Source organism: Ruegeria sp. CDSA077 (assembly GCF_059612265.1).
In genome coordinates this window covers 1,018,188-1,042,564 of record NZ_JBXWQG010000001.1, presented here as the reverse complement: position 1 = coordinate 1,042,564, position 24,377 = coordinate 1,018,188, and the positions used below count along the sequence as shown (strand labels likewise).

Here is a 24,377-nt window from a genome sequence, read left to right as displayed (position 1 = left end):
CCGGCCTTTACCCTGCCTGACCTGGGGTAATGATCTGGAACGTTCCGTTGTCGAATTTGACGAAACATGAATCTGTGCTGAGCGGTGGCAGCTGTGTTGTTGGGACCGCAGCAACACGCGACTTTACGCCCTGCTTGCAAGGCGGAAGGCTGACCGGGCGATAGCCTTTCTGCGCCATGCATTGTGCTTCCAGCTTGTTGCGCAGCCCTTTGTTCACATCGACCGTATAGATCTGACCGGGCTGCCACCAGCCTCCGGTGCGATGACACCTTCCCCGACCATCGCAGTAGGTGCGACCTGGCCAATAGGTTGGTGCCCCTTGTCGCACCTGATTGGCAACGGGGGCGTCTTTGAGGGACTGAACCTGACATCCGGTCGTTTCCGACTGCATTTGCGAAACTGTCTCGCCCTCTTGATAATACAGGGAAAGCGGCCCACACGCAGTTAGCAACAGAGTCAAAGAAATCGTGAGAGCTATTGTTTTCATACGCTTACCTTGCCTCAGCTTTGCTTGTGTTACAAACTAATTGACCGTCTGGGGGGCATCTGTCATTCAAAGATTTCAGGCAGAAGGGCCAATAGCATGAAGGTCATCATTTGCGGTGCGGGTCAGGTTGGCTGGCAGATTGCACGGCATCTTTCGGGCGAGTTGAACGACGTTACTGTGGTTGACAACAATCCTGATCTGGTGCGACGGGCGACCGAAACCTTGGATGTTCAGGGGATTGCGGGATTTGCAAGCTATCCGGATGTTCTGAACCGAGCGGGCGCGCGCGATGCGGATATGATTATTGCTGCCACCCATTCGGACGAGGTGAACATGGTCACCTGTCAGATGGCACATTCGGTTTTCTCCATTCAGCGCAAAATCGCCCGGCTTCGGTCGAAATCCTATCTCGAGGCCATTCATTCGGATCTGTATCGCCGCGATCACCTGCCGATTGATGTGGTGATCAGCCCCGAGCGCGAGGTTGCCGCAGCGGCGATGCGCCGGTTGTCTGCCCCATCCGCCTTTGACACCGAGATGTTCATGGACGGCAAAGCGCAGTTGCTTGGCATACGCATCGCCGAGGATTGCCCGATCGTGAACACGCCATTGCGGCAACTGACCGATCTGTTTTCGACGCTCAGCTCTATCGTGGTGGGTGTCCGGCGCGAGGGTACGCTGTTTGCACCGGAATCCGAGGACCAGCTGTTTGTCGGTGACGAATGCTATGTTTTTAGCAATGTCAAAGACGTGGACCGCACGATGGAGGTTTTCGGCAAGGCGCAAAAACGGCAGGACCGGGTGGTGATTGTCGGCGGTGGTAATGTCGGTCTTGAAGTTGCTCGGACATTGGAAGAACGTGAAAGCCGCGTTCGTGCCAAGATAATTGAACGAGACCGCCACTGTGCGGAAGTGGCAGCCGAAGCGCTTGAGCGAACGATTGTCCTTCACGGTGATGGTCTGGACGCGGCGCTGCTGCGCGAAGCTGGCATCGAACGCGCGGATGCAATGTTGGCCGTCACGGATGATGACCGTGTAAATATGTTGGTTGCCGTGCGTGCCAAGGCCGAAGGCTGTGCTCTGGCGATTGCACTGATCAATGATCCCAGCATGGTTGCCCTGATGGGGCCGCTGGGTATCGACGCCTATATCAACCCCCGCGCCACCACCGTCAGTTCGATTCTGCGCCATATTCGGCACGGACGCGTGCGGCAGGTCTATTCCATCGGAGATGCCGAGGCCGAAGTGATCGAGGCCGAAGTACTTTCAACCTCTCCTATGGCCGGGCAGAAGCTGCGCGACATTGATTTCCCCGAAGGTGTGCTGGTTGGTGCCGTACGCAAAGGCGATGAGATGTTGCGTCCCACAGGCAGCCTGAGGATTGAAGAAAAGGATGTGGTGGCGATTTTTGCCTTAGCCAAAGACGTGCCCGAGGTGGAACGGCTGATGCAGGTCTCGATCGATTTCTTCTGATGGCGCATGCACGGAAAAAACAGGTTAGCCTCATTCGGCGATTGCCGCTGTTTCTTCTGCTCTGGGGTATTTTTGCCGCCGCTATGTGGATGCCTGCCATATTTGCGCTGGTGCTGGATGATCACGACACGTCCCGGTCGTTCTTCTATTCCGGATTGCTGGGGTTGTTCGTGGTCGGGATCATTTCGCTGGCAACATCCAACAGAATGCCGCGCCGAGGGACATTGGGCCAGTTGGCGGTCTTGTTAGGCTGTTTCACCGTATTGCCCTTGTTTCTTGCGATCCCTCTGCATGATGCGTTGGGCAATACGAGCTTTCTCAACGCCTATTTCGACATGGTCAGCGCACTGACCACTACCGGGGCTGATTTGTTTCCTGATCCAGACCGGTTGTCGGCGCCGTTACACCTTTGGCGGGCTCAGGTCGGATGGATGGGCGGGCTTTTGATGTGGATTTCAGCGGCCGCGATCCTCGCGCCGTTGTCGCTGGGCGGGTTCGAGGTGACAGCCCGCGGTCAACCCGGTCGCCCGGTTTCAGGCGTGGCGCAAAGCGAGATGGTAGACCCGCGCGGGCGTCTAATCCGTGTCACGCTGACTTTGACGCCGGTTTATGTCGGGCTGACCGCTGTCATTTGGCTGTTGCTCGTGATCGCAGGAGAGCAGGGCCTGACCGCCATCTGTCATGCGATGTCGACCATGGCCACATCGGGTATCTCACCGGTTGGTGGGCTTGAGGGAGCGCAGGCCGGCGTAACCGGTGAGGCCATCCTGTTTCTGTTCCTGTTCTTCGCTTTGTCGCGGCTTACCTTTTCCTCGGACACAGCTACCTCAGGATATTCGCGGCTGGATAAGGACCCCGAGTTCCGGATCGGGCTCATGATCGTTGCAGGCGTAGCGGCGCTGCTTTTCTTCAGGGTTCTTGCCGGCGTCAGCGAAATTGGCGGCCAGATGGAACCTCTTCAGGCGTTGAGCGTAATTTGGGGCATGATTTTTACGGTCTTGTCATTTCTGACAACCGCGGGGTTCGAAAGTGCAAACTGGGATGATGCCCAGCAAATTTCCGGTCTGGGCACCCCGGGATTGATCCTGATGGGGCTTGCGCTGATCGGCGGTGGAGTTGCAACAACGGCGGGCGGGGTAAAGCTGTTGCGGGTTTTCGCTCTGTACCTTAATGGCGCGCGCGAAATTGACCGTTTGATTTATCCGTCTTCGGTCAGCGGAGTAGGTGGCGGAAACCGCCGCATCCAAAGTGATGGGGCCTTTATCGCTTGGATATTTTTCATGATGTTTGCCCTGACAGCTGCTGTGTTCAATGTGTTGCTTGCTGCCATGGGTACGGGGTTCGAACACGCTATGGTGCTTAGCGTTGCCGCGCTGAGCACGACAGGACCGTTGATCGAATTGGCAACCGATGTTCCTATCCGATTGATCGACCTTTCGGGCGGTGCCAAGCTGACCATGTGTGCCGCTATGGTGATCGGCAGATTGGAAACGCTGGCGATTATTGCCCTGATCACACCCGCTCTATTGAGGGGTTAAGAAACAATAACCATGCTAGTGACTGATTTTTCATCTGGAATATCGGTTAACGACACTCCATACTCCGCCGGAGGGAGCGCGTTGGTCCGCAGCGCGTAGCAAGAACAATGGCGAGATTATAAGAATATGGCTTCGGACAGACAGAATCTGCAGGACGCGTTCCTGAATAATGTACGGAAAGCAAAAGTCCCGGTCACAATTTTCCTGATCAACGGTGTGAAATTGCAGGGTGTGATCACCTGGTTCGACAACTTCTGCGTATTGTTGCGCCGCGACGGACAGTCGCAGCTGGTCTACAAACACGCGATTTCGACCATCATGCCATCGCAGCCGATCAGCCTGTATGAGGGCGAAGACGCCTCTTGATGGAACATGAAAGGGTGCGCACCCGAGCGTGGGTGCTGCATCCGGAAATCAAATCAGATGAACAGCGCCGCGTTCCAGGACCGGCGCTGGCAGAAGCGGTGGCGCTGGCCGCTGCATTGCCCGACCTTGATGTGACCGGATCCGAAGTTGTGCGCTTACCTCGAGCGCAGGCCGGTTTTCTGTTCGGTAGCGGCAAGATCGAGGAACTGGCCGAACGGTTGCACGAGAACGAAGTCGAGCTGGTTTTGATCGACGGATCGGTTACGCCCGTTCAGCAACGCAATCTTGAAAAGGCGTGGAAGGTCAAGATCCTCGACCGGACCGGGCTGATCCTCGAAATCTTCAGCGACCGTGCGCGCACCCGTGAGGGCGTTTTGCAGGTGGAAATGGCCGCGCTGAGTTACCAGCGGACCCGGCTGGTGCGTGCCTGGACCCACCTGGAACGGCAGCGGGGCGGATTGGGCTTTGTGGGTGGACCGGGTGAGACCCAGATCGAAGCGGACCGCCGGGCCATTGATGAACAACTGGTGCGCTTGCGTCGTCAGTTGCAGAAGGTGGTCAAGACCCGCACGCTGCATCGCGCCGCGCGGGCCAAGGTGCCATATCCGATTGTGGCGTTGGTAGGCTATACCAACGCGGGCAAATCAACCCTGTTCAACCGCCTGACCGGGGCCGATGTCATGGCCAAGGACATGTTGTTCGCCACCTTGGACCCCACCATGCGCCGGGTCGAATTGCCTGACGGTCCCGAAGTGATCCTGTCGGACACGGTGGGATTCATTTCGAACCTGCCCACCGAATTGGTCGCCTCATTCCGGGCCACGCTGGAGGAAGTGTTGGGCGCTGATATCGTGGTTCATGTGCGCGATATCAGCCACGATGAATCTGAGGTGCAGGCGAAGGATGTCGAAACTATCCTGACTTCACTGGGTATTGACGATACGCGGCCCCGGATTGAGGTCTGGAACAAGATCGACCTGCTGTCCCCGGATGAGCGCGAAGCCGCGATGGCGCGGGCAGAGCGGGATCAGGGGATTTTCGCGATTTCAGCCGTCACCGGCGAAGGGATCGCCCCGCTTTTGGCGGAAATTGCCGTCACGCTGCAGGGCGTACGTTCTGAGGCAACGCTGGAACTGGGATTTGCCGAAGGCAACAAGCGCGCGTGGTTGTTCCGCCAGGAGGTCGTGCAGTCCGAAAAGCAGACCGAAGATGGCTTTGTGATCGACGTGCTGTGGACAGAAAAACAGGCCTCGCAATACTCCGCGCTTTGAACTCTGACTGGGGGCGAATTCCCCTATACCCATCGAACAAAGTGGTCCGTGATCAGCCGTCAATCTGGCGCTGAAAATCCTCGGCATCGAACCAAACCAGAGAGGTCTGGACCTGATTGGTGTCGGTCATTTCCCATTCTTCCCAACCCCGCGTCACGACGTCGTTGCCGGTCTTGGAATGCTGCCCTTCAAGTGTCCAGACAAATATTGCGTGGCTTCCCGCCCAGCGAAACATGTCGCAGCGGACCTCAAGATCGGGGAAATCAGTGTAAAACCCGCGCGCCATTTCCGCCACCGCAGCGCGGCCTATGATCGGTTCTCCACGGTTGATCGTGATCTGTCCGTCGGGAGCATAGAAACTGGCAACGGCCTCGGGGTCGCCCGAGCTCCAGGCGATCGCATAATCCCGCGCGAGATTGTTCAGCTTATCCCGGATACTGGCCATTTGGTCCCCCGCACACAAATCCTAGGCCTTTGGATCGTATGCCAAACGCCATTCAGCGTCCACGCGATGGAAAATAAACGGGCGAGGTCTTGCCGAAGCACGGACCTTAGCGGGGGATAAGGGTGGTCACTCCGACGGCGGCTGCATGTGCCAGGTCAAGGTCCAGCGACATCGGGATGTATTCACCCCGACGCCAAAGCTGGGCCTGATCGTCATAGTAGCGTGACAGGAAGTGACCCGACTGACCCGTAGCCGTGATAAAGACCGAGCTGTCGGGATCCGCAAAATCATATACGCCGCGATAGCCTGCACCGTGCACGTTCTGAAACGGATCAGGGCCTTCACCCGATGTTCTGCCGCGCAGCAGGGTGTTGTCGCCACCGCTGGTGGACTGTCGGATATTCACAAAGAATCGCAGCACCGGAACCGATCCCAGAACCGGGTGGTCATGCGTCGCCTGATGCGCGTCACCCCAGCGTAGAGATTCCAGTGATCCTCCGTATTTTTCGGAAATCCAGATCAGCGCATCGTCCAGTGCCATGCGCGCCATATCGGTGCAGGTCTCTGTCGGCGCGCTCTGACGCACATTACACCAGGCCGAAGCTCCGTCGATGTCGCGATAGACACGTTCGATGAACAGTGGTTCGACATGTTTGTATTCAGCCGCCAGGGGGCCAAGCTCATCTGCGATCAACCGGATTTGCAGCGCCCGAACCCAAGCAGCATAGATCAGGGGTTCTGGCAGGTGTTCATTCATCTCGCCATTCCACTCGGCCAAAAGGTTCAGCGCGATCTGGCGCTGGCGTTCCTGGGTGCCTTCGGGGGCAGAGGCGCCGGTGTACCACAGATCAGCCCCGATCAGCGGAAGTAGAGAGCGCGCGGTAAAGCTGACCGTGTCCAGCTGTGCCTCGATAAAGCTGTCGCGCGTGTGTACCTCGCGCGATTGCATCAGCCGTTCCCAGCGATGGATGCGTTGCGTATCCCCCCATTCATATGAGACATGTTCGGGAAATGGCCGGTCGATGATCTTGTTGTTTGTGTTGCCCAGAATGCCGCCCGCAGGTGTGACGAATTCGGGGTTGTCAGCATAGGGCAGGCGGCCTTTCCACCGGTTTTCGGCCAGCCAGCCAGGCGTCGGAATACGCCCCCGACTTTGGTTCTTTGCGGCACGGTGCGGCATTGCACCGATCAGCTTCATGCCGATCGTGTCCTTGTCGACCAATGACAGGTTCTGAGATGGCGCCATGAACAGCTCGGCTGCGGTGATGGCTTGTCGGACAGTGTCCGCATTCATCAGCGCCATTGAGGCTGACATGGATGTGTCCTGTGCGCTCAGGGCTGTCCAGGACAGCGAGGCGACATGACCCGGCGGTGTGATCGTCCCAAGATCGTAATGGGTGCCCGGCAGCACGGGCCCGTTCTCGGTCCAGCGCAGGGTCAGAGTGATTGGGGCTTCGTCTTTGATCTCGATGATCGAAGGGCGGCTGCGAAAGGTCTTGTATCCTTCGGGGGTCAGGTATTCCTCGGGGTTTTCCGGGTTCAACTGCTCGATATGGATGTCCTGATCATCCAGATAGGATGAGGTCAAACCCCAGCCCAGTCGATCACTGCGTCCAGTCATCACCGCCGGGATGCCGGGGATCGTGGCACCGATCACGCCGCCTTTGGCCAGTTCCAGACGGGCCAGATACCAGATGCCCGGCGCTGTGAAACCCAAATGCGGGTCATTGGCCAAAAGCGTCCCGCCGCTGGCAGATCTTGTGGGCGCGGCAGACCATGCGTTCGATGCTCCGGCCAATCCGCGCTTTGGAAAGGGCGAGATGGGCGTGTCCGGCATCGACGATCCGGCCGCATATCTGGGCAGGTTGGGAAACAGGGCGGCGTATTCGGGCAGAGCGGCGATTCCCGGCCCGGGAACATCAGGCAGAATATCCGCCAGTCGGGTCTGGTCATCCAGCATAAGCGATGTGCGCGCGCGCAGCACTTCATCCTCAAGATGGCCAGAAAGTTGCAGGCTCATGAGTTTGATGACGGCCAGGCTGTCGCCCGGTTGCCAGGGCGATACAGGCGCGTTGAACAGAAACATCTCTGGCGCACCACGGCCCAATGCGTTTTCGTTAATCTCGGCCAGTCGTGCATTCACCCCGGCAGCATAAGCGCGCAGGGCCTCTTTGGTATAGTCGTCCTGGGCTTGTACCGACCGGTGTGCAAGCCCGTACAGATCAAACCGTCGCAACAGCTTGTCGATATGAACAGTGCGAGCGCCAAAGACTTCGGACAATCGGCCCTGCGCTGTCCGGCGCAGAACGGTCATCTGCCAGAGGCGATCCTGTGCATGGGCATAGCCAAGCCCAAAAAAGACATCCGGGTCTGATGCGCCCAGAATATGGGGAACATTCGCAGTATCCCTGACAACCTCAACCGGCGCAGTCAGGCCATCAACTTTAACGGTCTGATCGTAATCCGGCAGGGATTGACTGGCCAGAAAATACACCAGCATTACAGCCGCCAATGTCAGCAGAACAAGACCCGAGGCGATACGCACTAGCCAGCGAAAGACAATTCCCATCAGCGGTCACATTTCCGTTCACTCTATGATTGCGCAGACACTAGAGGATGGCCGCACGGATCGAAAGAGGAACCGCATGAGAACATGCGTGTTTACCGCGGTTTGAATGAAAAACCCCGCCTCGAGCCTGATGCCGAAAGCGGGGTGTCTTGAAGGGGGAGGGTAGTCCGGTATCAGGGAATGATGCGGGTGTATTTCGTGCCTTCGACCGTCGCGCCGAACTTTAGCCCTGCCTGTCCGAAGACCGCCGCCAAAACCGGCGAACGCAGGGTGGTGGTGTCGGTCGACAGAGAGTCGCCCGTCGCATCGACCACGTAGCCGACTTCGGCCCCGGCGGTCCATCCGCTGGAACGGCGGAAATCGTTCAACGCGTCCTGTGTCATGAAGAACAGGACATGCGCATATTGCTGGGCACCGATTTGCAGGCCGGCGGTTCCCGAAATTGCGGAATAGTAATCAACTGTCGCGCCCTGAATGCGTAGCGCGCCTGTGCCGTAGGCACCGCCAAAGACGATTAGTCCGGCATCGGTTATCAGAGGCATGACCAGCATGCCGTTGGCCTTGTTCGCGATTTCGAGCGTGTTGGGGTAGGTGGCGTACATCTGGTTCAATGTCGCATCCACACGGGCGTCAATCGTCGCTGCGTTGGAACTGCCGACGCCATTGCCGCAAGCGGCGGTCACTGACAGACCGGCCATGCCAAAAGCAAAGCCACGACGGCTTAATCGAGTAGGTTTGGAACTGCTCATGTTTTTTATCTCTGTATAAATGCCTGATTGTCGGGTGCTCCCGATCTTGTCCGCAAGAATACGCCGATTGTCGCCTCGTGTCACGGGAAAGCTGCCCAGTGACCAAAGATAGTCGGCGAAAAATCGCGGAAACGCGGGGGATTAGCCCTGCAGAATCCGAGCGGCCTGAGGCGCGAAATAGGTCAGGATCCCGTCGCAGCCCGCGCGTTTGAACGCAAGCAGACTTTCGAGCATGACCTTCTCTCCGTCGATCCAGCCGTTCTGCGCCGCGGCTTGTATCATCGCGTATTCGCCCGAGACTTGATAGGCATAGGTCGGCGCGCCAAACGTGTCCTTGACCCGGCGGCAGATGTCCAAATAGGGCATGCCGGGTTTGATCATGACCATGTCCGCGCCTTCGGTCAGGTCACGCTCGATCATGCGCAGCGCCTCGTCCGAGTTTCCGGGGTCCATCTGATAGGTCTTCTTGTCTCCGGTCAGCGCGCCCGAGGCGCCCACTGCATCTCGGAACGGTCCGTAGAACGCACTCGCATATTTGGCCGCATAGCTGAGGATCATCACGTTGTGATGGTCTGCGCCCTCCAGGGCGCGCCGCATTTCACCGATCCGGCCATCCATCATATCTGACGGTCCGATGATGTCGGCGCCCGCATCTGCTTGCGCCAGCGTCATCTTTACCAGCGCCTCGATCGTTTGATCGTTTATGATCTCACCATCGACCACATAACCGTCATGGCCGTTGATATTGTATGGGTCCAGCGCCACGTCCGTCATCACCGCGATATTGGGTGCGGCTTTCTTGATGGCGCGAATGGCTCGGTTGGACAGGTTATCGGGGTTCCACGCTTCGGCGCAATCTTCGGTCTTTAGGGAGGCGTCGGTGTAGGGAAAGATGCAGATTGCGGGGATACCCAGGGCCTGCGCCTCGACCGCAGCCTGTGCGATCAGATCGACCGAGCGGCGCATGACACCAGGCATCGAGGGGACAGGCTCTTCAATACCTTCGCCGTCTCGGACGAAAACCGGCCAGATCAGATCATCGGTGGTCAGTGTATTCTCGCGGACCAGCGCCCGCACCGCCTGTGATTGGCGTGTTCGACGAAAACGGGCCAGAGGATAGGGGGCAATGGTCGGTTTCATGACGCGCTCTCCTTGTAAATTCCAGCATTGGGTGGCATGAATTCCGTGTAGTCTCAAGGGTAACGATGGACGCGTCTTTGCGAAGAAGGTCCCTGAAGACGGAAATTAAGGGCTGACGCGTGGACTTATACTCTTCGATTTTTGAACTCATCGACATGCGCAGCTTTTCGAATCTCTGGTATTGGATCGGGCTTGCGGTGTTGTGGTCATCGGCCAGCCACTGGGCCATGGGCGTGCCGTTTGACCTTGTTGTGCGCGCAAGACGGGTAGGCGGGCAATCGGAACAGGATTTGATGGATATCGTCCGCATTAACGGAAACCGATTGCTCTATATATTGGAGGTATCCGGCCTCGCGATATTAGCGTTTAGTTGTTTTCTGTTCACGGGTCTCGCCACTTTGGGGTTCTACTACGGGCTTGAATTTGCGCAGGCCGTGTTTTTATTGCTGTTTCCGGTTTGTCTTGTCGTGCTGATCAATGTATCAGCCGCACGGAAACTGCGCCGGGAAACACCCAGTCTGGAGTATATTTCCAAGATTCTTACGCGCTGCCGGATCTATACCCAGATAGTTGGTATGATTTCGATCTTGATCACTTCGCTTTGGGGCATGTACCAGAATTTTTCCATCGGCGTCCCGGGTTGGTAAAATCAGAAAGGCTTGGCGATGACGGGTCCGAACCAAGTAATCGTTGGCGGCGCCCCCGAAGGGTTTGACGCGCAGCTTGTCCTGAATGAGCTGGCGCGCTCGGGCGGGCCGGTGTGCCATGTAGCGCGTGATGACAAACGGCTTGAGGCGATGCGCGCGGCGCTTGCCTTTTTTGCGCCTGACATGCCGGTATTTGTGTTCCCAGGCTGGGATTGTCTGCCATATGATCGGGTATCGCCCAATGCCGATATCTCGGCAGCGCGTGTGGCCACCCTTGCCGCACTTGTGCACCAGATGCCGCAGCAATATGTGCTGCTGACAACTCTGAACGCCGCAACCCAACGCGTGCCTGCCCGTGCGGTGCTGAGAGAGGCGGCGTTTACCGCCCGTGTCGATCACCGCATTGATGAAACCGCGCTGCGGAATTTCCTTGTGCGCATGGGGTTCACGCAAAGCCCGACCGTGATGGAGCCTGGCGATTATGCCGTTCGAGGGGGTATCATCGACATTTTCCCGCCCGGCGAATCCGGGCCGGTGCGGCTGGACCTGTTCGGGGATGTTCTGGATGGAGCACGTCGGTTTGATCCGATGTCGCAACGTACGACCGAAAAGCTGGCTGTTGTGGAGCTGGCACCAGTGTCCGAGGTCATTCTAGATGACGCGGCCATCACCCGGTTTCGGCAAAATTATCGCATCGAGTTCGGGGCGGCGGGCACAGATGATCCCCTGTACGAGGCCGTTAGCGCAGGGCGCAAGCATCAGGGGATCGAACACTGGCTGCCGTTCTTTCACGAAAAGCTGGAAACACTGTTTGATTATCTGCCCGGTGCCACCATCTCGCTGGATGATCAGGTCACGCCCGCGCGTTTGGCGCGGTGGGACACGATTGCGGATCAATACGAAACGCGGCGGCTCGCGCTTGAGAACCGGTCGCGCATGGACACGGTGTATAAACCGACACCACCGGGCCTACTGTATCTCGATGACACTGCTTGGGAACAAGCTGTCGGCGATAGGCGCGTTCTGCAATTCAATGCATTGCCTCAGGCCCTTGGGCCCGGGGTGATTGACGCAGGTGGACGGATTGGACGGAATTTCGCGCCCGAGCGGCAGCAGGAAAGCATCAGCTTGTTCGGAGCACTGGCCAGCCATATCACCGACAAAATGGCCAAGGGGCCGGTTCTGATTGCCTCTTATTCCGAAGGGGCCCGCGAACGTCTGACTGGGCTGATCGAGGATGAAGGCCTTGCCGAGGCGATCCCCGTGCCCGACGGTACGCGTATCGGCAAACGCGGGCTGCATCTGGCCGTCTGGGCGCTGGAGCACGGGTTCGGAACGCCCGACCTGACCGTGATCGCCGAACAGGATGTGCTGGGCGATCGGCTGATCCGGCAGCCCAAAAAGCGCCGCAAGGCCGAAAATTTCCTGACCGAAACCCAATCCCTCAGCCCGGGTGATTTGGTGGTTCATGTGGATCATGGCATCGGGCGTTATCTGGGGATGGAGGTCGTGACGGCGGCCGGTGCCGCCCATGAATGTCTGCTGCTGGAATACGCAGAACAATCCAAACTGTACCTGCCGGTCGAAAACATCGAACTGCTGTCGCGATACGGTCATGATGAGGGTCTGCTGGACCGATTGGGGGGCGGCGCGTGGCAGGCCAAGAAGGCCAAGCTGAAAGAGCGCATCCGCGAGATGGCGGATAAACTGATCCGCATCGCTGCCGAACGGGCTTTGCGCAAGGCCCCGATTATGGACCCGCCTCCGCACGCGTGGGAGGAGTTCAGTGCGCGCTTTCCCTATCAGGAAACTGACGATCAGCTGCGCGCAATCGGTGAGGTCATGGAAGACATGCATTCCGGCGCGCCGATGGATCGTCTGATTTGTGGCGACGTGGGCTTTGGCAAGACCGAGGTCGCAATGCGTGCCGCTTTCGTTGCCGCAATGTCGGGCGTGCAAGTGGCGGTGATCGCACCGACAACGCTGTTGGCACGCCAGCACGCGGCCAGCTTCAAGGATCGCTTCCGGGGCTTCCCGCTTGAGGTGCGGCAGCTGTCCCGCTTCATCTCGGCCAAAGAGGCGCAACAGACCCGTGATGGGTTGGCGCGCGGCACGGTGGATATTGTAATCGGCACCCATGCCTTGCTGGCAAAAGCGATACGGTTCAACAATCTGGGTCTGCTGATCATCGACGAGGAACAGCATTTCGGTGTTGGCCACAAGGAGCGTCTGAAACAGCTGCGTAGCGATATCCACGTCCTGACCCTGACCGCGACGCCGATTCCACGAACGCTGCAACTGTCCCTGACCGGCGTGCGTGACCTGTCGATCATCGGCACACCTCCCATCGACCGGCTGGCGATCCGCACCTATGTCAGTGAGTTCGACGCGGTCACGATCCGCGAAGCCCTGCTGCGTGAACATTACCGTGGTGGGCAGAGTTTCTATGTCGTGCCGCGCATCTCGGACCTACCCGAGATTGAGGAATTCCTGAAAGAGCAACTGCCCGAGCTGACTTATATGGTGGCGCATGGGCAGATGGCGGCGGGGGAACTCGACGATCGGATGAATGCGTTCTACGACGGCAAATACGATGTTTTGCTGGCCACCACGATTGTGGAAAGCGGGCTGGATATCCCGACAGCAAATACGATGGTTGTGCACCGGGCGGATATGTTCGGCCTGGCGCAGCTCTATCAGATCCGCGGCAGGGTCGGGCGGTCGAAAACCCGCGCCTATGCCTATCTGACCACAAAGCCGCGTGCCCGCCTGACCGCCACGGCCGAAAAACGGCTGCGCGTTCTGGGCTCGCTCGACACGTTGGGGGCGGGGTTCACGTTGGCGTCTCAGGACCTTGATATTCGAGGGGCGGGTAACCTGTTGGGCGAGGAACAGTCGGGCCAAATGCGCGATGTGGGCTATGAACTCTACCAGTCGATGCTGGAAGAGGCGATTGCCAAGATCAAGGCCGGTGAGATGGAAGGCCTGTCGGATGCAGATGACCAATGGGCGCCGCAGATCAATCTTGGCGTCCCGGTCCTGATCCCCGAGGATTATGTGCCCGATCTGGATGTCCGCCTGGGCCTGTATCGCCGTTTGTCGTCGCTGTCGACCAAGGTGGAATTGGAAGGCTTCGCCGCTGAATTGATCGACCGCTTTGGCACGCTGCCGAAAGAGGTCAACACCCTGATGCTGGTCGTGCGCATCAAGGCGATGTGCAAACGGGCAGGGATTGCCAAGCTAGATGGCGGGCCCAAAGGCGCGACGATCCAGTTTCACAACGACAAATTCGCCTCGCCTCAGGGGCTGGTCGAGTTCATCCAGAACCAGCGCGGGTTGGCCAAGGTCAAGGATAACAAGATCGTCGTGCGCCGCGATTGGAAGAAGGACAGCGACAAGATCAAGGGGGCCTTTGCCATCGCCCGCGATCTGGCGGAAAAACTTGTGGCCGAAAAGAAAAAGGCCAAAGCCTAGTCACCGCTGACAAAGGTGCACAACTGCCATTCGCCAGTTTCAGATTTTGCCAATGCCGCCCGATAACCAGTCATAGGCCACAGGAAATCGCTGTGCATATAGCCCTGACCCCCATCAGTCAGCAGAACCCTCTGGTATTGCACGATGGAAGAGACGTCGCGGATGATGACGACCTCATAGCTGATGAGGTCGAGTATGGCCGCGCCTCGATTTGGTGCGTTGCGCAGAGTTACATCCTGAGCGGTCACAAAATAGGCCAACGCCGGATCCAGCGAAGCGGGTAGGGTGAGCTGCCATTGGTGGGGCATCCAGAACTCGCCGTCTTCGTTGAAATAGCCAGGCTGTGTCAGGGTGTTTTCCAGATCGGACCAAAAGGTTTCAACAACCTTTTCGCTGTCATCATCATCTTGCTCTGACGTTGCCGGTCCGGGAGTAAGATACTCGCGCAGCTCGTCCGGGCCGCCATTGCCGCCGTGGCTAAGGTAAATATCCGGGCAGGCAGCAGACAGCACGCCTTCGATGTCGCGCTCGGCTACCATGTTCAGCAGGTTTGCCCGGAACGAGACGAGGGTGGCATCCCGCTCGGCCTCGTCGACGGGCGGAAAGGATTGTCGATCCGCCAGCGCCGGGCTGCAGAGCAAAGCAAACAGCAGGGCGTATCTCATTCGGCGGCCCTCATGGCGGCTTGAGCACAGAAACAGGACGCGCCGACAGCCCGGTCCGCACGAGCCAGAGCCAAATCCAGCCGTTGCCTGATCTGCACGATCTCAACCGTCTCACCGCGCGCCTTCAGGCAGTCATGCAGGCCCTTGAGGCTCCAGACATTGTCAGGATGGACAGAGGCACGGCTGAGCGTACCGCCCAACCCCAAATCCTCGCGGTATATGGCCTCGGCTTCGGCGGTATGCCCTTGTTCGAACAGCAATGCACCCAACGCGTGACGAGTGGGCTGCATCCATCCCCATGGCTCGTCATAGGGCAAGGTGTCGTCCAGTTCGACCGAGCGGCGCAGATGGGCGTAGGCCGCATCGTAGTTTTCCATGCGATACTCGATTTCGCCACGCAGCATTTCGCGGGCAATGTCCAGCAGGTCGATCACGCGGTTATTGTGCAGCAATCGCGTTTCTGGCACGCGGGCCTTGGCAGCGAGGAACAACTGCTCTTCGGCTTCGGCTTCGCTGACCTGCCCTGTGGCGGCAAAAGCAATGGCCCGGGCATAATGCGTGGTTGCCGTGAGAGTGCAGTACAGATCGGGGTCCGAGGGCAGCTCAAGCGCCATTGCCTCTTCCCAACGGCCAAACCGGATGAGGATATGCGGCCCCATCGACATGTAACTTTCGAAGAAATCCGCCATGGGCGGGCTTTCTATGCGCAGCATCTCTTCGGGGGTGGTGTCCCACAATCCCTGATTGGCCCGCAGAGCAGGTTCCATCTGTCCCAGAAATAGGGCGCCATATATGACAAAATGATAATTGTGCTGGCGGTAGCCGGTGTAGATGTTGAACGCGCCTTCGCGTTCGTAATATTTCAGGTCGGCCTCAACGGCTTTTTGGTTCCAGTGGACGACGTTCTGGTAATGGCCGCACAGCACATCGATATGGGTGGGCATATGCACCAAATGGCCCGCATCGGGAACCAGCGTCCGCAGAACATCCCCCGCTTTCAGCGCTTTTTCCGGGGTCGGAGACATCTCCATCAGGTGGACATAAAGATGCAGTAACCCGGGATGAGACATCGCTGCTTGATCATCAACCATCGCCTCCTCCAGCGCTTTTTGCGCCTCGACCGTGGCGGCCCCTTCGGCGGGCTGGCCGGTCGTCAAATCCCACATTTGCCAGGGGGTGAGATTCAAAAGCGCTTCGACATAGATCGTGCGCAGGTCCAGATGAGCGGGCTGCGATGCAAACGCTGCACGCATGGCATCGGCAAAATCGTGATCCCAGTTGTGCATGTCGTCAATGGCTTCGCGCTGGGGATAGCGGGCGGGAAGCGCGCGGATCAGCGCTTGTTCAACCGGCGTACATTCGCCCGCAAGAGACATGGCCAGCTGCGTCGCATCATAGGCCAGCGCCAGCGCCTTTTGCCGGCCCGCGTCATCGTGCAGGTCCCAAGGCATGTTGTAATTCGGCCCCGCCGCATAGGCGACGCCCCAATGGGCCATGGCGCAGTTCGGGTCATGCTCTAGCGCGCGCTGAAAACAGACGACGGCCTCTTCGTGGTTATAGCCATAGGTCCAGACCAGCCCCCGGTCGAACCACTGTTGCGCATCGGGCGAAGAGGTGCTTACCGGACAGGAATGGGTGCCCAGATCGTAGTAGTCGCTCATTGAAAATCTCCCCTCGAAACAAGGGGAGGATAACGTGTTTCACGCGCTCTGCACAGATCAGGCGGGCAATCTGTCTTCTATCCGGCCCATATACAGCATCAGGCCGAACCCCATCGTGCACATGGTCAGGACACCTATTGCCAAGGGCAGGATCGATCCGTCAAACAACTGTCCCAAGGGGGCTGCCACTGCAGCGGCCAGAACGGTTGATACCGCGCCTATGACTGACGCTGCCATGCCCGCAATATGGCCCATCGGCTCCATCGCGATGGCATTCAGGTTGCCCATCGTCATACCGGCCATGAAGAACACGGCAGTCTGCCAACTGACAAAAAGCGCAAATGAGGTGCCATCAGAAAGGTCCAGACCATTCATTACCATGACAAAACACGTAAAGATGATCTGTGCGCCCAAAGTCCAGGTTACAATCCGGCGCATCCCCAATCGGATGACCAAAGTCGCGTTCAACAAACTGGCCGAGCCAGCCATCAGAGCAACGAAACCAAACCAGAATGGGAAACTGTCTGCTCTGTCGTAGATGATGTCATAAACAGGTTGTACCATCGTCAGCATGGTGAACAGCATCCCAAGGCAAAGCGTTTGCACCATGATCGAAACCCGCACAGTCGGGTGTGCAAACATCTGCCGCGCGGCATCAATCATGAGCGGCAGGCGCAGGGGACGGCGATTTTCGGGTGCCAGAGGTTCGCTCAGACGCAGGCCCATCCACGTGATGGTGATCAAAGAGAACAACATGAACGAAGCGAAGATGCCACGCCACCCGGCCAGAGCGATCACCCCGGCACCCATCATGGGCGCGATGGCGGGAACCAGCGTAAAGATCATCATGGCAATCGAGACGATGCGGGCCATCTCACGGCCGGAATAGAGGTCACGGATAATGGCCATGGCCACCACGCGTGGGGCCGCGCTGCCGATGCCTTGAAAGATGCGCGCAATCAACAGCATCTCAAGCGAGGAGGTGGCCCAGGCAACTGCGGCAGACAGGATATACAGCGCAGAGCCGACGTAAATTACCGGCTTGCGCCCGAATGCATCCGACAGAGGGCCGGTGAAAAAGGTGCCGATCCCCATGCCCAGCACAAATGAGGTCAGGATCAACTGCGCCTTGTTTGCATCACCTGGGCTGAGTTGCGCGCTGATCTGCGGCAGGGCGGGCAGCATCGAGTCGATAGAAAACGCGATTGTCGCAAACATCATTGCGATCAAAGCGACAAATTCTCCGCGCGGCATGCGATTACTCATGGGGCTCTCCTGACCCGTTCGCGCTATCACAGCGGATTGGGCACGGCCAGTGATCAGAATGCACAGGAGGCTGTGCTATTTTGCAGGGGAAGCCTCGATTTGAGACATGATCTCACCGATCACGCGTTCCCACATTTCCGGTGGTTGCGCGCCGGGGACAGCATGTTGGTTGGCAACGATAAAAGTCGGTACCGACGTCACACCCATCTGCCGGGAATGCGCGTCACGGTTGCTGATGTCGGTGCGGTCGGCGTCGGATTTCAGCAGCTTCATGACGACGGCGGCGTCCATCCCCTGACTGTCGGCAATATCCGCCAGAACCTCGTGGTCGCCGATATCGCGACCCTGTACAAAATAGGCCTGAAACAGGGCATCAACTATAGCGTTCTGCTTGTTTTCGATCCCGGCCCAGTGGATCAGCCGATGAGCGTCCAGCGTGTTCGGGGTGCGCTTCATCCCCTCAAAGTCGATGCCCAACCCTGCATTTTCGGCATGCTCGACCACCGGGGCATACGCACGGATGGCTCCGTCTTTGCCGCCGAATTTGCGCTCCAAGTATTCGCGCCGATCCATGCCTTCGACCGGCATATCGGGGTTCAGCTGAAAGGGGTGCCATTCAATGATGAATGGATGATCCGGAGTTGCAGCCAACGCTTTGTCCAGATGAGTCTTGCCAATATAGCACCAGGGGCAGATCGGGTCAGACATGATGTCGAGCTTGACGGTCTGGGTCATGTATTGGTCGCCTTGAAATAGGCCGGCAGCGCCCGGCGCAAAAGTTTGCCATTGCCGCCAGTTGGCAGCTGAGGCAGATGGATAAAGGCGCGCGGTTGCTTATAGCGCGCCAGATTTGTCTCGACATAGGCGCGCAGGGCGTCCTCGTCCAGCTTTTCCGGCCCGGCATAGAATGCCACTATGACAAAACTGTCCTGCTTGACCTCAACGGCGGCCGCGCCGACCTGCGAGATGCCGGGATATCGGGACAATGTGGCCTCGACCTCGATCGGTGAGACCCGGTAGCCGCCTGCATTCATCATATCATCGTCTCGGCCAAGATAGGTGATCTGACCATCAACTGCCATTGCACCCTGATCGCCGGTAAGAAACCACTCGCCCTGCATCCTGGCCTGCGCTTCGTCCGGCGCGTTGAGATAGGTCAGCATTAGGCCGGGATCTGATCGGTGGATGGCGATGGTCCCTTCTTTCCCCTGTGGAACCGGCCCGTCTGGACCCAGAATTGCCACACGCCGCCCCGGTTGTGGTTGCCCCAGTGCATCGCCACGTGCCGGATAGGCTGGGCTTGAAGAGATGAAGGTCGAGCATTCGGACATTCCAAAAGCTTCATACAACTCGCGCCCGGTGATCCGTGTCCATTTCTTGTGCAGATGCCGTGAGAGTTTTTCGCCAGCGCAAAGGCCGTGCCTCAGATCGGGAAGGTGCAGATCGTTTGCTTCGTTCAAAATTTTCCGAAACACGCCCGGAGCTGCAGCAAATATCGTGGCACGGTGATTGCGCAGCATTTCGGGTAGGGTCGACAGATCGGTGCCGGGTTCCGGTATCAACGCTGTCGCGCCAATGGTCCAGGGATCCATCAGTCCTGTCCCCAACGTATAGGTCCAGTTGAACGCACCTGCATGGCACAATCGATCCGTTTCCTGCAGGCCGTACCACCCATCCACCATCATCTGCCGCGCCCAAATTGCACGATGGGCATGTGCAACGGCCCGTGGCTTGCCCGAGGTGCCAGACGTATAGACCACATAAGCCATGTCTTCGGGGTCGCCCATCCGAAACTCGACCAGAGGTAGATCGCGCATCTCGCGCAGTTGGCTCAAAGATATCTGGTTCGGGTGATCCGCGCTGGCGATATCGGGATCGCGCAATATGGCGGCGGGCTTCAGATCTTGGATGATCTTTGCCGTTTCCGGCTGTGTCAGCTGTGACGATGTCGGCACGGGTACAATGCCGACCGCGATTGCACCCAGATAGGTTATTGGGAAATCAACCGTGTTCCCCAAACGCATCAAGACCAGATCGCCCGGTTTCAGACCGGCCCGCAGCAGACCTGTACCGGTTGCAAGGATCGCGCGTTTCAACGCAGAAAAGCTCCAGTTCTGTGCCGACGTTGCGCCAAGTACCGACAAGGCAATCTTGTCGCCATTGCGATCTGCTTGACGCAACACATGCGCGGCCAGATTGAAAGGGGTGGGGCAGGCCTTGGGCGGGCCTTGATCGAAAAGGGAAAGCATGGCGTCTGGCTAACGCGGCAACTGCTGCGTTGCAAGCGGGACAGGCTGGCCCTATAGAGTGGCGCATGAGAACCAAAGAGCAGACATCTCTGATCCGAATTGCCCGAAACTCGGGCGAGCACACAGAGGTCGAACCGCTGGACCTTGGCGTCCGTGTGCGTGAATTGCGCAAGGCGCGCAACTGGACTTTGGAACAAGCGGCCAATCAGGCGGGATTGGCGCGTTCAACACTCAGCAAAATCGAAAATGGGCAGATGTCGCCTACATACGATGCGCTGAAGAAACTGGCGATCGGGCTGGAAATCTCTGTTCCGCAGCTGTTCACGCCGCCACAGCGCGAGCAGGTGATCGGGCGTATGGCTGTGACCCGGATGGGGCAAGGTACCAGCCACGCAACCACAACATACGAGCACGAACTGCTGGCTGAGACGCTTACGAAAAAGCAGATGCTGCCCTATCGCGCCCGTGTACGTGCCCGGTCGATGGATGAGTTTGAAGGGTGGGTCCGCCACGATGGCGAAGAATTCCTGTACGTGCTGACGGGTGTTGTTCGCCTGTATACCGAGTTCTACGAACCCGTCGAAATGCGCCGCGGTGACAGCGCCTATTACGACGGCAGCATGGGGCATAATGTCGTTTCGGTCAGTGAAGAAGACGCGATGATCCTGTGGGTGACGTCACTTACCTAGATGTTTGGTGACTTCACGGGTTAGCGCTTCGGTGAACAGGAAATCCTCAAGCTCTTCATGTGCTTCGTTTACCGTCAGATGATGACGTTCGGCCAGATAAGCCTCGAATTGCGCACGGTCGCGCCCGACCGCATCCATGTCTCGGTCGCGCAAATTGGGAAACCGCCGTTTTGCACGGGCGTACATTTCATTCCAATCTTGCGTCAGATCGTTCCACTTAAACATATATTGGGCTTTCTGTTTGTCTGGCTACAGATCTGCTCGGCCCTGAATTCAGGGTACGAATGGTGTTTGCAGGTAGGGCTATGGCAAAATGTCGCACCTTGAGCGTGCGAAGTTTAAATCAGTTAGGCCCGCCACAGGAAATCTGAGACGGGCCTACGGACCAAATAGTTTTGAGTGAGTGGAGGCTGGTCCGAAAATACTGTTCCTGATGTTGTAACACAGCTATGTGTCGGTAATGTTTGGCGTAATTCAAATTGGATACATTTGTACTAGTCGCAGGCTATATCTTTCGAACCCGTTACGTAAAGCCCCTTGTTGAAATTTTTCAAATTTGTCTGAAACTAGGGATCGCATCAATTTATAGCGGAATGCCTACAGCATTTACCTGCATGTCGTGGTACTGCGGGTCTGTGCCAGAATCCGCCGAAGGGTATGAGACCCACACAGCAAACGCCGAACGGGTCTTATTGCATCACATCTGCAGCGGTTGCGATCCTCTGGAACGAGATTGGCACGGACAGTTAGCAATTAGGAAAGGACAGGGCCGCCTCTTTTGAGGCGCTATTCCTCGTACCACCAGACCTGCGGCATGTATTCCGGCCCGTCACCGTATATGGGCAGGGTTTCCGGCTGTTTCAGCTCACGCGCATGTGCAATCCGGCCGACGTCAAAGCTCCAGATCGGGATGACATACCGGCCAGCGGTTAGAACGCGATCTAGCGCGCGGGTCGCAGACACGAAATCTTCGTGGCTTTCAGAGGCAAGCATCGTATCGATCAAACCGTCCACTGCTGGTGACTGAACCCCCATCAGGTTACGTGTTCCTGCCGTGTTGGCATTTTCACTGCCCCAATACAGGCGTTGTTCGTTGCCCGGCGACAGTGAAAGAGCCCGGCGAAATGGGGTCATATCAAAATCATGGGCATCCATCCGAGAGGTGTATTGTGCGTCGTCGATTTTTTCGACTGTAAGCTCGATGCCAAGCCGTTCAAGCGTACGCGCATAGATTTCGGCGATCGTTCCGACATTCTGGACAACGTTGAGGCTGCCCTGGCTGATGACCATGTCAACGATGAACGCTTCGCCATCTGCGTTTCGCAACACGCCGTCCTGAACTGTCCAGCCAGCCTCTTGCAGAAGCCTGGTTGCCTTGCGCAGATTGGCCCTGTTGCGTTCCGAACCGTCACCTACCGGCAGCTCGTAACCTTCCAGCGTACCGGGCAACAGTGTATCGGCGTATGGCTGCAGCAGCTCAGCCACCTGACCGGTGGCAGTACCGGGCTGCATCGCCAGATCCGAGCCCGAGAAATACGAGGTTATCCGCGGTTGCGCGCTTCCGGTGACGGTGTCGTTGATGAATTCGAAATTGAAAGCCAGAGTCAGGGCCTCGCGCACGCGCCAATCATCGAAGGGTGGCTTGCGCGTATTCATGACAAATCCGGTCATGCCCGAAGGCTTGCGATGCGGGATTTCGGTTTTCACCACATCGCCGCGCTGTACCGCGGGGAAGTTATACTGGTTGTTCCACTTATCGGCGTTAAACTCGCGCACGGCTGAGAGCTCGCCTGCTTTGAAGGCCTCGAATGCGACTGTGCCATCCCCGTAGAACTCGATCCGCATCTCATCCAGATTCATGGTGCCGCGCCGAAACGGAATGTCAGCGCCCCAGTAATCCGGATTGCGACGCAGGTTCACATACCGTCCGGCTTCGTACCCGTCGATGACATACGGTCCAGACCCCAGGGGGATGTCTTGCAGCGGCGCGTCGGCAAAGTCTTTACCCTCCCACTGTGCCTTCTGAAGGATTGGGCGCATCCCGGCGATCAGCGCAAGCTCGCGGTCGGGGTCGTTAAACGTGATGCGGACGGAACGCGGTCCGGTTTGTTCGATACTGTCGATCTTTCCCCAAAGGCCGCGATATCTCAGGTGCCCTTCGGTTCCCAAAGTCTCATATGACCAGATGACATCCTCGACAGTGACCGGTGATCCATCCGAGAATCGGGCATTCTCTCGCAGGGTAAATTCGACCCAGGATCGGTCTGGAGCCGTCTCAACTGATTCGGCTAACAACCCGTAAAGAGTGAAAGGTTCGTCCCAGGAACGCCCCATCAGGCTTTCATGGGTCCAAAATCGCAACTGCCAGGGTGACGTGCCTTTTTGCACAAACGGGTTAAGACTGTTATAGCCGCCGGTATTTCCAAATACGACTTTGCCGCCTCTGGGTGCATCAGCGTTGACATAGGGTAGCGACACAAAATCCGGTGGTAGGGCAGGGTCGCCATACATAGCTATGCCATGGGTCGATTCTGCATGGGCTGCTGCAACGGCAAAAACACTAACGATTCCCGCGATCATAGGGCGAACGGGGCGAAGAAAATCGGGGCTCATTTTGGAAACAATCCTGCTCTGGCCTTATTTTGTTGGGATTCACCGTAGCCATGATTTTTCATATTATCAAACTTTTAGCTTGGACGAAGGCGTGGAATTGCTTATAAAGGGCGTACTGCTCGATAGGTTTCTTGCCTGTATGAAACCTGCCTCAATAACTTAACGCCCGCTTCGTGCGGGCGTTTTTTTTGTGCGATTTTCACTGATACAGCGCGGCCAATCTTTCCCCGTTTTCTTTGCAGGTGCAGCATGGCACTGTGCCGTCAACACGGAATCTGACGGAGAGCACCCATGAGTCTTTCAGGCAAAACAGCAATCATCACAGGATCGAATTCGGGCATTGGGCTGGGCATCGCCCGCGAGCTGGCCAAGGCCGGGGCGGATGTGGTGCTGAATTCCTTTACTGACCGCGACGAAGATCATGCTCTGGCCGCAGAGATCGGGCAGGAAACCGGAACCAACGCGCGCTATATCAAAGCGGACATGTCCAAGGGTGACGAGTGTCGGGCGCTGATCGAAAAGGCTGGAGCCTGCGATATCCTGGTCAACAATGCCGGCATTCAGCATGTGGCGCCGATTGATCAGTTTCCAACCGACAAATGGGACGCGATCATTGCGATCAACATGAACTCGGCCTTTCACACCACTGCCGCCGCGTTGCCGATGATGCGCAAGGCGGGCTGGGGACGGGTGGTGAATATTGCATCGGCCCATGGGTTGACGGCATCGCCTTTCAAAGCCGCCTATATCGCGGCCAAGCACGGTGTTGTCGGGATGACCAAAACCGTAGCCCTCGAGACCGCACAAGAGCCGATTACCTGTAATGCGATTTGCCCGGGATATGTGCTGACGCCGCTGGTCGAAGAGCAGATACCCAATACGATGAAAGAATACGATATGAGCCGTGAGGATGTCGTGAAGAATGTCCTGCTAAAGCGGCAACCTTCGAAAGAATTCGCTACGGTCGAACAACTGGGCGGTACGACGATCTTTCTGTGCTCGGATGCGGCGGCGCAGATCACCGGCACTACGATTTCAGTTGATGGCGGGTGGACCGCGCTCTGAGCCTTGGGGA

20 protein-coding genes are annotated in these 24,377 nt (G+C 57.6%); 8 read left to right on the top strand and 12 right to left on the bottom strand.

Annotated features, from left to right (window positions below; all coding sequences use genetic code 11):
- Positions 1-7: 7 nt before the first annotated feature.
- Positions 8-391 carry a hypothetical protein gene (locus AC2FLE_RS05215; protein ID WP_282027378.1) on the bottom strand — a complete coding sequence of 128 codons (384 nt, stop codon included), beginning with the start codon at positions 389-391 and terminating at the stop codon, positions 8-10.
- A 192-nt stretch (positions 392-583) separates the two neighbouring features.
- On the opposite strand from AC2FLE_RS05215, the gene trkA reads away from it, so the two are divergent.
- The 4 genes from trkA to hflX all read left to right on the top strand — a co-directional run bounded on the left by trkA (position 584) and on the right by hflX (position 5,135).
- Positions 584-1,960 (top strand): Trk system potassium transporter TrkA, encoded by a 1,377-nt coding sequence (gene trkA / locus AC2FLE_RS05210; protein ID WP_496695617.1) that lies wholly within the window; start codon positions 584-586, stop codon positions 1,958-1,960.
- Positions 1,960-3,498 carry a TrkH family potassium uptake protein gene (locus AC2FLE_RS05205; RefSeq protein ID WP_496695615.1) on the top strand — a complete coding sequence of 513 codons (1,539 nt, stop codon included), beginning with the start codon at positions 1,960-1,962 and terminating at the stop codon, positions 3,496-3,498. Before trkA ends, AC2FLE_RS05205 begins: the two co-directional genes overlap by 1 nt.
- A gap of 126 nt (positions 3,499-3,624) precedes the next feature.
- Positions 3,625-3,864 carry an RNA chaperone Hfq gene (hfq, locus tag AC2FLE_RS05200; RefSeq protein WP_010440340.1) on the top strand — a complete coding sequence of 80 codons (240 nt, stop codon included), beginning with the start codon at positions 3,625-3,627 and terminating at the stop codon, positions 3,862-3,864.
- Positions 3,864-5,135: a GTPase HflX gene (gene hflX / locus AC2FLE_RS05195; protein WP_496695613.1), complete on the top strand. Its 1,272-nt coding sequence runs from the start codon at positions 3,864-3,866 to the stop codon at positions 5,133-5,135. Before hfq ends, hflX begins: the two co-directional genes overlap by 1 nt.
- Before the next feature lie 52 nt (positions 5,136-5,187).
- Here the strand turns inward: hflX and AC2FLE_RS05190 are convergent, their stop codons facing one another.
- The 4 genes from AC2FLE_RS05190 to hemB all read right to left on the bottom strand — a co-directional run bounded on the left by AC2FLE_RS05190 (position 5,188) and on the right by hemB (position 10,038).
- The gene (locus tag AC2FLE_RS05190; protein WP_496695612.1) at positions 5,188-5,580 is read right to left on the bottom strand and encodes a nuclear transport factor 2 family protein; all 393 of its coding nucleotides are present in this window, start codon (positions 5,578-5,580) and stop codon (positions 5,188-5,190) included.
- 106 nt (positions 5,581-5,686) lie between these two features.
- Entirely contained in the window at positions 5,687-8,149 is a 2,463-nt protein-coding gene (locus tag AC2FLE_RS05185) for a penicillin acylase family protein (RefSeq protein ID WP_496695610.1), read from the bottom strand.
- Between the two features lie 173 nt (positions 8,150-8,322).
- A complete protein-coding gene (locus AC2FLE_RS05180; RefSeq protein ID WP_142633534.1) occupies positions 8,323-8,898 on the bottom strand; it encodes a lipid-binding SYLF domain-containing protein in 576 nt (191 codons plus the stop codon).
- A gap of 141 nt (positions 8,899-9,039) precedes the next feature.
- A complete protein-coding gene (gene hemB / locus AC2FLE_RS05175; RefSeq protein WP_281972015.1) occupies positions 9,040-10,038 on the bottom strand; it encodes a porphobilinogen synthase in 999 nt (332 codons plus the stop codon).
- 119 nt (positions 10,039-10,157) lie between these two features.
- Here hemB and AC2FLE_RS05170 point away from each other — a divergent pair, with 119 nt between their 5' ends.
- A complete protein-coding gene (locus AC2FLE_RS05170) occupies positions 10,158-10,685 on the top strand; it encodes a component of SufBCD complex (RefSeq protein ID WP_496695607.1) in 528 nt (175 codons plus the stop codon).
- Between the two features lie 18 nt (positions 10,686-10,703).
- Entirely contained in the window at positions 10,704-14,159 is a 3,456-nt protein-coding gene (mfd, locus tag AC2FLE_RS05165) for a transcription-repair coupling factor (RefSeq protein ID WP_496695606.1), read from the top strand.
- On the opposite strand, the gene AC2FLE_RS05160 is transcribed toward mfd, so the two are convergent.
- From AC2FLE_RS05160 to AC2FLE_RS05140, 5 genes are all read right to left on the bottom strand, one after another.
- Complete coding sequence (locus AC2FLE_RS05160; protein WP_496695604.1) at positions 14,156-14,824, bottom strand: SH3 domain-containing protein; 669 nt, start codon at positions 14,822-14,824, stop codon at positions 14,156-14,158. The genes mfd and AC2FLE_RS05160 overlap by 4 nt on opposite strands.
- Entirely contained in the window at positions 14,821-16,485 is a 1,665-nt protein-coding gene (locus tag AC2FLE_RS05155; protein ID WP_496695602.1) for a hypothetical protein, read from the bottom strand. Before AC2FLE_RS05155 ends, AC2FLE_RS05160 begins: the two co-directional genes overlap by 4 nt.
- Before the next feature lie 57 nt (positions 16,486-16,542).
- Complete coding sequence (locus AC2FLE_RS05150) at positions 16,543-17,751, bottom strand: multidrug effflux MFS transporter (protein ID WP_496695600.1); 1,209 nt, start codon at positions 17,749-17,751, stop codon at positions 16,543-16,545.
- Between the two features lie 75 nt (positions 17,752-17,826).
- Entirely contained in the window at positions 17,827-18,486 is a 660-nt protein-coding gene (locus AC2FLE_RS05145) for a DsbA family oxidoreductase (RefSeq protein ID WP_142633547.1), read from the bottom strand.
- Positions 18,483-20,000 (bottom strand): class I adenylate-forming enzyme family protein, encoded by a 1,518-nt coding sequence (locus tag AC2FLE_RS05140; RefSeq protein ID WP_496695599.1) that lies wholly within the window; start codon positions 19,998-20,000, stop codon positions 18,483-18,485. The genes AC2FLE_RS05145 and AC2FLE_RS05140 overlap by 4 nt, the downstream gene beginning before the upstream one ends.
- Before the next feature lie 65 nt (positions 20,001-20,065).
- On the opposite strand from AC2FLE_RS05140, the gene AC2FLE_RS05135 reads away from it, so the two are divergent.
- Positions 20,066-20,689 (top strand): helix-turn-helix domain-containing protein, encoded by a 624-nt coding sequence (locus AC2FLE_RS05135; protein ID WP_496695598.1) that lies wholly within the window; start codon positions 20,066-20,068, stop codon positions 20,687-20,689.
- On the opposite strand, the gene AC2FLE_RS05130 is transcribed toward AC2FLE_RS05135, so the two are convergent.
- The gene (locus AC2FLE_RS05130) at positions 20,678-20,914 is read right to left on the bottom strand and encodes a hypothetical protein (protein WP_142633552.1); all 237 of its coding nucleotides are present in this window, start codon (positions 20,912-20,914) and stop codon (positions 20,678-20,680) included. The two genes, AC2FLE_RS05135 and AC2FLE_RS05130, sit on opposite strands and share 12 nt — an antisense overlap.
- 561 nt (positions 20,915-21,475) lie before the next feature.
- A complete protein-coding gene (locus tag AC2FLE_RS05125) occupies positions 21,476-23,302 on the bottom strand; it encodes an extracellular solute-binding protein (RefSeq protein ID WP_496695596.1) in 1,827 nt (608 codons plus the stop codon).
- A 291-nt stretch (positions 23,303-23,593) separates the two neighbouring features.
- Here AC2FLE_RS05125 and AC2FLE_RS05120 point away from each other — a divergent pair, with 291 nt between their 5' ends.
- Positions 23,594-24,367, top strand: coding sequence for a 3-hydroxybutyrate dehydrogenase (locus AC2FLE_RS05120; protein ID WP_142633555.1), 774 nt, complete (start codon positions 23,594-23,596; stop codon positions 24,365-24,367).
- The last annotated feature ends 10 nt before the right edge of the window (positions 24,368-24,377 follow it).

Bases quoted from the DNA above. Each gene is read 5' to 3' on its own strand.
- AC2FLE_RS05215 (WP_282027378.1), bottom strand. From the start codon at position 391: ATGCAGTCGGAAACGACCGGATGTCAGGTTCAGTCCCTCAAAGACGCC.
- trkA (WP_496695617.1), top strand. From the start codon at position 584: ATGAAGGTCATCATTTGCGGTGCGGGTCAGGTTGGCTGGCAGATTGCA.
- AC2FLE_RS05205 (WP_496695615.1), top strand. From the start codon at position 1,960: ATGGCGCATGCACGGAAAAAACAGGTTAGCCTCATTCGGCGATTGCCG.
- hfq (WP_010440340.1), top strand. From the start codon at position 3,625: ATGGCTTCGGACAGACAGAATCTGCAGGACGCGTTCCTGAATAATGTA.
- hflX (WP_496695613.1), top strand. From the start codon at position 3,864: ATGGAACATGAAAGGGTGCGCACCCGAGCGTGGGTGCTGCATCCGGAA.
- AC2FLE_RS05190 (WP_496695612.1), bottom strand. From the start codon at position 5,580: ATGGCCAGTATCCGGGATAAGCTGAACAATCTCGCGCGGGATTATGCG.
- AC2FLE_RS05185 (WP_496695610.1), bottom strand. From the start codon at position 8,149: ATGGGAATTGTCTTTCGCTGGCTAGTGCGTATCGCCTCGGGTCTTGTT.
- AC2FLE_RS05180 (WP_142633534.1), bottom strand. From the start codon at position 8,898: ATGAGCAGTTCCAAACCTACTCGATTAAGCCGTCGTGGCTTTGCTTTT.
- hemB (WP_281972015.1), bottom strand. From the start codon at position 10,038: ATGAAACCGACCATTGCCCCCTATCCTCTGGCCCGTTTTCGTCGAACA.
- mfd (WP_496695606.1), top strand. From the start codon at position 10,704: ATGACGGGTCCGAACCAAGTAATCGTTGGCGGCGCCCCCGAAGGGTTT.
- AC2FLE_RS05160 (WP_496695604.1), bottom strand. From the start codon at position 14,824: ATGAGATACGCCCTGCTGTTTGCTTTGCTCTGCAGCCCGGCGCTGGCG.
- AC2FLE_RS05155 (WP_496695602.1), bottom strand. From the start codon at position 16,485: ATGAGCGACTACTACGATCTGGGCACCCATTCCTGTCCGGTAAGCACC.
- AC2FLE_RS05150 (WP_496695600.1), bottom strand. From the start codon at position 17,751: ATGAGTAATCGCATGCCGCGCGGAGAATTTGTCGCTTTGATCGCAATG.
- AC2FLE_RS05145 (WP_142633547.1), bottom strand. From the start codon at position 18,486: ATGACCCAGACCGTCAAGCTCGACATCATGTCTGACCCGATCTGCCCC.
- AC2FLE_RS05140 (WP_496695599.1), bottom strand. From the start codon at position 20,000: ATGCTTTCCCTTTTCGATCAAGGCCCGCCCAAGGCCTGCCCCACCCCT.
- AC2FLE_RS05135 (WP_496695598.1), top strand. From the start codon at position 20,066: ATGAGAACCAAAGAGCAGACATCTCTGATCCGAATTGCCCGAAACTCG.
- AC2FLE_RS05130 (WP_142633552.1), bottom strand. From the start codon at position 20,914: ATGTTTAAGTGGAACGATCTGACGCAAGATTGGAATGAAATGTACGCC.
- AC2FLE_RS05125 (WP_496695596.1), bottom strand. From the start codon at position 23,302: ATGAGCCCCGATTTTCTTCGCCCCGTTCGCCCTATGATCGCGGGAATC.
- AC2FLE_RS05120 (WP_142633555.1), top strand. From the start codon at position 23,594: ATGAGTCTTTCAGGCAAAACAGCAATCATCACAGGATCGAATTCGGGC.